Origin of the sequence: Prevotella sp. P2-180, from assembly GCF_002251435.1 — a bacterium.
Classification (GTDB): domain Bacteria; phylum Bacteroidota; class Bacteroidia; order Bacteroidales; family Bacteroidaceae; genus Prevotella.
This window is the reverse complement of the sequence record NZ_NPJI01000106.1, coordinates 47904-54080: the sequence shown is the minus strand read 5'-3', so window position 1 is coordinate 54080 and position 6177 is coordinate 47904. Positions and strand designations below refer to the sequence as shown.

Annotated in this window: 6 protein-coding genes and 1 riboswitch; all 6 genes read left to right on the top strand. The window is 46.8% G+C overall.

Going from position 1 to position 6177, the window contains the following annotated elements; translation table 11 throughout:
* Positions 1–200 precede the first annotated feature (200 nt).
* Positions 201–413, top strand: a riboswitch (cobalamin riboswitch).
* A 284-nt stretch (positions 414–697) separates the two neighbouring features.
* The gene (locus CIK98_RS15010; RefSeq protein ID WP_253249758.1) at positions 698–2098 is read left to right on the top strand and encodes a S8 family serine peptidase; all 1401 of its coding nucleotides are present in this window, start codon (positions 698–700) and stop codon (positions 2096–2098) included.
* Complete coding sequence (xseA, locus tag CIK98_RS15005) at positions 2095–3417, top strand: exodeoxyribonuclease VII large subunit (protein ID WP_094385651.1); 1323 nt, start codon at positions 2095–2097, stop codon at positions 3415–3417. The genes CIK98_RS15010 and xseA overlap by 4 nt, the downstream gene beginning before the upstream one ends.
* Positions 3418–3434: 17 nt before the next feature.
* Positions 3435–3632: an exodeoxyribonuclease VII small subunit gene (gene xseB / locus CIK98_RS15000; RefSeq protein ID WP_094385649.1), complete on the top strand. Its 198-nt coding sequence runs from the start codon at positions 3435–3437 to the stop codon at positions 3630–3632.
* 65 nt (positions 3633–3697) lie between these two features.
* Positions 3698–4765, top strand: a complete 1068-nt coding sequence (locus CIK98_RS14995) for a branched-chain amino acid aminotransferase (protein WP_256387786.1) — start codon at positions 3698–3700, stop codon at positions 4763–4765.
* Between the two features lie 31 nt (positions 4766–4796).
* On the top strand, positions 4797–5315 hold the full coding sequence (locus CIK98_RS14990) for a ferritin (protein ID WP_094385646.1): 519 nt from the start codon (positions 4797–4799) through the stop codon (positions 5313–5315).
* A complete protein-coding gene (trmB, locus tag CIK98_RS14985) occupies positions 5316–6089 on the top strand; it encodes a tRNA (guanosine(46)-N7)-methyltransferase TrmB (RefSeq protein ID WP_094385644.1) in 774 nt (257 codons plus the stop codon).
* Positions 6090–6177 lie beyond the last annotated feature (88 nt).

Below are 6177 nucleotides of genomic sequence, written 5' to 3'. Positions count from 1 at the left end.
GTATATAATATTTCAATAACAGTTGGAGTCTGCAAGCGCCATAGAAGGGTCAGAGAGTTTTCTCTGACCCTTCTATGGCGCAGTTTCTTTAATTCTTTAATTCTTTAATTTTTAATTTTCAAAGAATGGCATTACGTTAAATAATGCAAAAGGAAGAAGAAAAACCATGAACGGGAGATACGGTTTGGATTTTTTATCGTACCTTTGCAGCAGAATGAGGTTCGCATAACAGCGATTAAAAGGGAATGAGGTGAAAATCCCCAACTGTCCCGCAGCTGTAAGTTCCTTTATCATTCGCAAGCAGCATACCACTGCCACAGTACACTACTTATAATTTCTTAAGTAGAGGAAGGCGGGAAGGGGCTTGCGGACGGAACGAAGTCAGAAGACCTGCCCCATCGACAACTCTTTCAGCAGAACATCCTCGGTGTAAGGTTGGGAAGCAAACTTAAACAACAAAATAGCCGGATTATATCCAAGCTATGCCAGACATTACCCGTGGACTGTTCGTGTTATATGCCGTAACATGAACCGTACGTGTATTTATTATATAAAGTTTTATTGTAGAAATTGCCCAGTCGTGAGATTGGGCTTTTTCGTTTTTATTTCTCTCATACAAAAAAAGGGATGATAAATTTGGAGATATAAAAATTATAATGTACCTTTGCAGAAATTTAGACAAAAACAAAATCAAACTATGAAGCGTATTGTCACCATATTATGTATCGTAATGACGGCAGCCGTGTCATGGGCTGGCCAAAACATTAGCGTGCCCTTGAAAAAATTTCCAGGAAAGAAATGCTATACATACAGGGTGACACTGAAAGATAAAAAGGGATGCGGATTCTCGATAGACAAACCTAAGCAGTTTCTATCGCAAAAGGCCATAGACAGACGAAGGAAACAAAACCTGCCTTTAGACTCTACAGACCTGCCCGTAAACAGAAATAATGTCAGGGCCATATTGGCTTCCACTGAAGAAATCACACTCCTGGGAACGAGCAAATGGAACAATACGGTGGTGGTAAACCTCACCGACACCACGGCTGTTGAGAAAATAAGGAAAATGGAGTTTGTAAGCGACTGCAAAAGAGTATGGACATCGCCCGACTCCATCACTCCTAACGTAAAAAGGAAAAAGATAAAAGGCGGATTCTCTTCATGGGACTCACTGAAAAACGTGGCATACGGATCGGCCTTCATCCAGATTCACCTGATGAACGGAGAAAAACTGCATGAGAGGGGATTCAGAGGAAAGGGAATGACCATTGCGGTGCTCGACGGCGGATTTGCCAACGTAGACAGACTCAGCGCTTTCAAAAACGTGAAGGTGACGGGGGCAAGGGACTTCGTGTTTCCAAGGTCTACAGACATTTACAACGAGACAGACCACGGCACAAAGGTGCTTTCCACCATGGCCATGAACGCTCCAACGGTATATATCGGCACAGCGCCCGACGCGTCGTACTGGCTGCTAAGATGTGAAGACCAACAGACGGAACAGCCGGTGGAAGAAGACTACTGGGCAATGGCGGCGGAGTTTGCCGACTCGGTGGGAGTGGACATCATAAGCAGCAGCTTGGGATACAACGAATACGACAACCACTACGGCGACCACCACTACCACGAAATGGACGGAAAGACCACACTGATATCACGTACCGCATCGATGCTCGCCGAAAAAGGCATAATACTCGTCAACAGCGCCGGCAACTACGGCATGGGACCATGGAAGAAAATCACCTTCCCCGCCGACGCGGAAAACATCATCACCGTGGGGGCTCTCACAGCCACCCTGCAAAACGCACCTTTCAGCGGCATCGGACCGACACAGGACGGAAGAATAAAACCAGACGTGATGGCAATAGGAAGCCCTGCAACACTCATCTCGGCAAGAGGAACGGTGATAGAAGACATGGGAACATCGTTCTCAACTCCCATCGTGTGCGGACTCATAGCGTGCCTATGGCAGGCAAGGCCTGAAAAAAACGCAAAACAGATAATGGACATCGTAAGACAGTCGGCAAACAACTACTGCCACCCCGACAACATCTACGGTTACGGAGTGCCTGACTTTGAAAAAGCATTAAGACAATGAAAACAACACCTCTTTCACTATACGAACTCAACTACCTTGTGAGAAAGACCATAGAACTCGGCATGCCAAGAACATACTGGGTGAAGGCTGAAATAGCGGAACTAAGGGAGAACGCCGGACACTGCTTCATCGAACTCATTGAGAAAGACCCGAAATACAACACTCCAACAGCAAGGGCTTCGGCTAAATGCTGGAGACAGACTTGGACCGCCATGAAACCGTATTTCGAGCAAACAACGGGTCAACGGCTCGCTGCCGGAATGAAAATACTCGTGGAGGTGTATGCACAGTTTCATGAAGCTTACGGATTTTCATGGATAGTGAACAATATCGACCCGACTTTCACGCTCGGCGACATCGCGAGGAGAAGGATGGAGATAATCCAACAGCTGAAAAAAGAGGGTGTGATTGACCTGAACAGACAACTCAGTATGCCACTGTTTACACAACGCATTGCCGTGGTGTCAAGCCCTACGGCAGCAGGATACGGCGACTTTATCGACCAGCTACACAACAACCCCTACCACTACCACTTCTCCACCACCCTGTTCCATGCCGTGATGCAGGGAGAAGGCATAGAGAAAAGCATCATAAAAGCACTCAACGACATAAACGAAAGATATGAGGAATTTGACTGCGTGGTGATAATAAGAGGAGGAGGGGCAACAAGCGACATGGCTGGATTCGACACCCTCGAACTGGCGGAAAACGTGGCAAACTTCCCACTGCCCGTCATCACCGGCATAGGACACGAAAGAGACGAGTGCGTGCTCGACATCGTTTCGCACACAAGGGTGAAAACACCAACGGCTGCGGCAGCACTGCTCGTGGACAACCTACACGCCGTGGACAACAGAATAGACGAGGCAAGGCAACGGCTCGCGGCTCTGACCGCCTCGATACTGGAAAACGAGAAAAAACGGTTGGCAAGAATAACCGAAGGAATACCTGCAAGATACATCGCACTCAGGACAAGGCACGAAGCAAGAATAGCAATGCTCGCAGGACAGCTTGAAAAGCATACCGCCATAACCATTGCCAACGCCGCAAGACGAGTGGCACACATGGAGGAAAAAACCGCCATCGCGGCACGACACTTGCTGCAAACGCAACAGATGAGACTACAGACACTCGAAAAACAGGCAGACCTGCTCGACCCGAAAAGGCTGCTGAAAAGAGGATACAGCATCACTACCATAGGAGGAAAGGCGCTGAGAGACCCAAAGGACGCCAAAGAGGGAGACACTATCGTGACAAGACTCGAAAAAGGTACCATAAGTTCGAGAATAATATCTCTTGAAACTCACCCAACATTATAAACCAAGAACAAAAAAACATGGAAAAAGAATTGAAATACGAACAGGCCATGAGGGAACTCGAGGCCATAGTAAGAAAGATGGAGAACAACGAACTCGACATCGACATGCTCGGAGCAGAACTGAAAAGAGCCCAAACTCTTATTAAAATATGTAAAGACAAGCTCACCAAGGCCGACAATGAGGTGAAGAATGTACTAAAGAACTGCGAAGAATGAAAAAAATCGCAAAAAATATTGCAGATTAAAATAATTCTTCGTAATTTTGCAACGATATTGAGACAATAACAAAAAACTACAAAAGAAGGAATACAACAACATTAAATATAAACACTATGAAAGATTTGAATTGGTCAAGCCTTTCGTTCGGTTATATGAAAACCGACTACAACGTACGCTGCTATTACCGCAACGGAAAATGGGGCGAAATAGAAATTTGCTCCGATGAGTACATCAACATGCACATGGCCGCCACTTGTCTGCACTACGGACAAGAGGCTTTCGAAGGCCTCAAAGCCTACAGATGCCCGGACGGAAAGGTCAGGGTGTTCAGAATGGACGAAAACGCAAAGAGACTGCAAAGCACTTGCAGGGGAATTCTCATGCCCGAACTGCCCACTGAACTGTTTGAGGAAATGGTGAGAAAAGTAGTGACCTTGAACCAAGAATGGATTCCAACTTACGAAAGCGGAGCAACACTATATATCAGGCCGCTGCTCGTCGGAACAGGGGCACAGGTGGGGGTTCATCCCGCCAACGAATATCTGTTCCTGATTTTCGTCACACCAGTAGGACCTTACTTCAAAGGCGGCTTCTACGCCAACCCTTACGTGATAATCAGAGACCACGACCGCTCTGCCCCTCTCGGCACCGGCATATACAAAGTGGGCGGCAACTATGCTGCATCGCTGCTGGCCAACAAAAAAGCACACGACCTGGGATACGCTTGCGAGTTCTACCTCGACGCAAAGGAAAAGAAATATATCGACGAGGCCGGGGCCGCCAACTTCTTCGGTATAAAAAACAATACCTACGTCACTCCCAAGTCGACTAGCATACTGCCTTCCATCACCAACAAGTCGCTGATGCAACTGGCAGAAGACCTCGGAATGACCGTGGAACAGAGACACATACCGGAAGAGGAACTCGAGACATTCGAGGAAGCCGGAGCATGCGGAACGGCTGCCGTCATCTCGCCAATATCACGCATAGACGACGTGGAGACCGGTAAGAGCTATGTGTTTGGTGACAAGCCGGGACCTGTGAGCGAAAAACTCTACAACCTGCTCAGAGGAATACAGTACGGCACTGAAGAAGACAAACACGGATGGACAAAGGTGGTGATTGAATAAATTCATTTAATAATCATAAATTAAAACAGCTATGTTAAACAAAAAAGTAGAAGAGGCTATCAACGCCCAAATCAATGCCGAGATGTGGTCGGCATACCTGTACCTGTCGATGGCAGCTTGGTGTCACGCAAACGGAAAACCGGGTTTTGGAAAGTGGTTTGAGGTTCAGTTCCAGGAAGAACAAGACCATGCAAAGATACTTTTCAACTATATCATCTCCAGAGCCGGAAAGGTGGACCTCAAGGCCATTGAAGAAGTGCCTACACAGTGGAACAACCTTCTCGACGTGCTCGAAAGCACTCTCGCACACGAGCAAAAAGTGACATCGCTGATAAACAACCTCATGGCGCTGAGCGAGCAGGAAAAGGACTATGCCACTTCAAGCATGCTGAAATGGTTTATCGACGAACAGGTGGAAGAAGAGGAAAACGCACAGAACATCATCGACAACCTGAAGATGATAAAGGACAACGGATACGGACTCTACATGCTCGACAAGGAACTCGGAGCACGTACCTACACCCAGGCTTCACCATTATCAGGCAAATAAATGTCAAAAGGTAAACTACAGAAATTCGCTGAGATGGAAACGTTTACCAACGTGTTCCAGTTTCCATATTCAGCCATGACCGACAATAAGCCCTTCGCCATGAAAGGATCATGGCGAAGCGGCTATTTCCATAACGACAACCCCATAGTGCTCGAACTCGGATGCGGCAAGGGTGAATACACCGTAGGACTGGCCAAGCTCTTCCCCGACGTCAACTTCATCGGAGTGGACATAAAAGGCGCTAGAATGCATGCGGGCGCAAAACAGGCTATGGAGGAAAACCTGAAAAACGTGGCTTTCCTCAGAACAAATATCGAGATTATCGACAGATTCTTCGAGGAAGGAGAGGTGGAGGAAATATGGCTCACCTTCAGCGACCCGCAGATGAAAAACCCAAGGAAGAGGCTCACAAGCACTTTCTTCATGGAAAGATACAGACACTTTCTTGCAGATGGAGGCATAGTGCATCTCAAAACCGACAGCAACTTCCTCTACACCTATACATCGTTGATGGCTGACCATAACAAACTGCCGGTGCTCTTCCGTACCGACGACCTCTATCACACCGACGGCATAGACCAGGACACAAAGAAAATACTCGACATAAAAACTTATTACGAGGCACAGTGGATAGAAAGGGGACTGAACATAAAATACATGAAATTCCAACTCCCAAAAGACACAAAACTGGAGGAGTCGGAAGTGGAAATACCACTCGACGAATACCGCAGCTATAAACGCACAAAGCGCAGTTCACTGGAAAAAAGCAAGTGAACCGCGCTTTTTCTATGTCTAAAAGTGATATTTATTGACTTCTATTTCAATAAAAAACATGAAATAATTTTGTAATTACCACAACTTT

Excerpts from the sequence above, each read along its gene's own strand:
- xseA (WP_094385651.1), top strand. The coding sequence starts at position 2,095 with ATGAAAACAACACCTCTTTCACTATACGAACTCAACTACCTTGTGAGA.
- xseB (WP_094385649.1), top strand. The coding sequence starts at position 3,435 with ATGGAAAAAGAATTGAAATACGAACAGGCCATGAGGGAACTCGAGGCC.
- CIK98_RS15010 (WP_253249758.1), top strand. The coding sequence starts at position 698 with ATGAAGCGTATTGTCACCATATTATGTATCGTAATGACGGCAGCCGTG.
- trmB (WP_094385644.1), top strand. The coding sequence starts at position 5,316 with ATGTCAAAAGGTAAACTACAGAAATTCGCTGAGATGGAAACGTTTACC.
- CIK98_RS14990 (WP_094385646.1), top strand. The coding sequence starts at position 4,797 with ATGTTAAACAAAAAAGTAGAAGAGGCTATCAACGCCCAAATCAATGCC.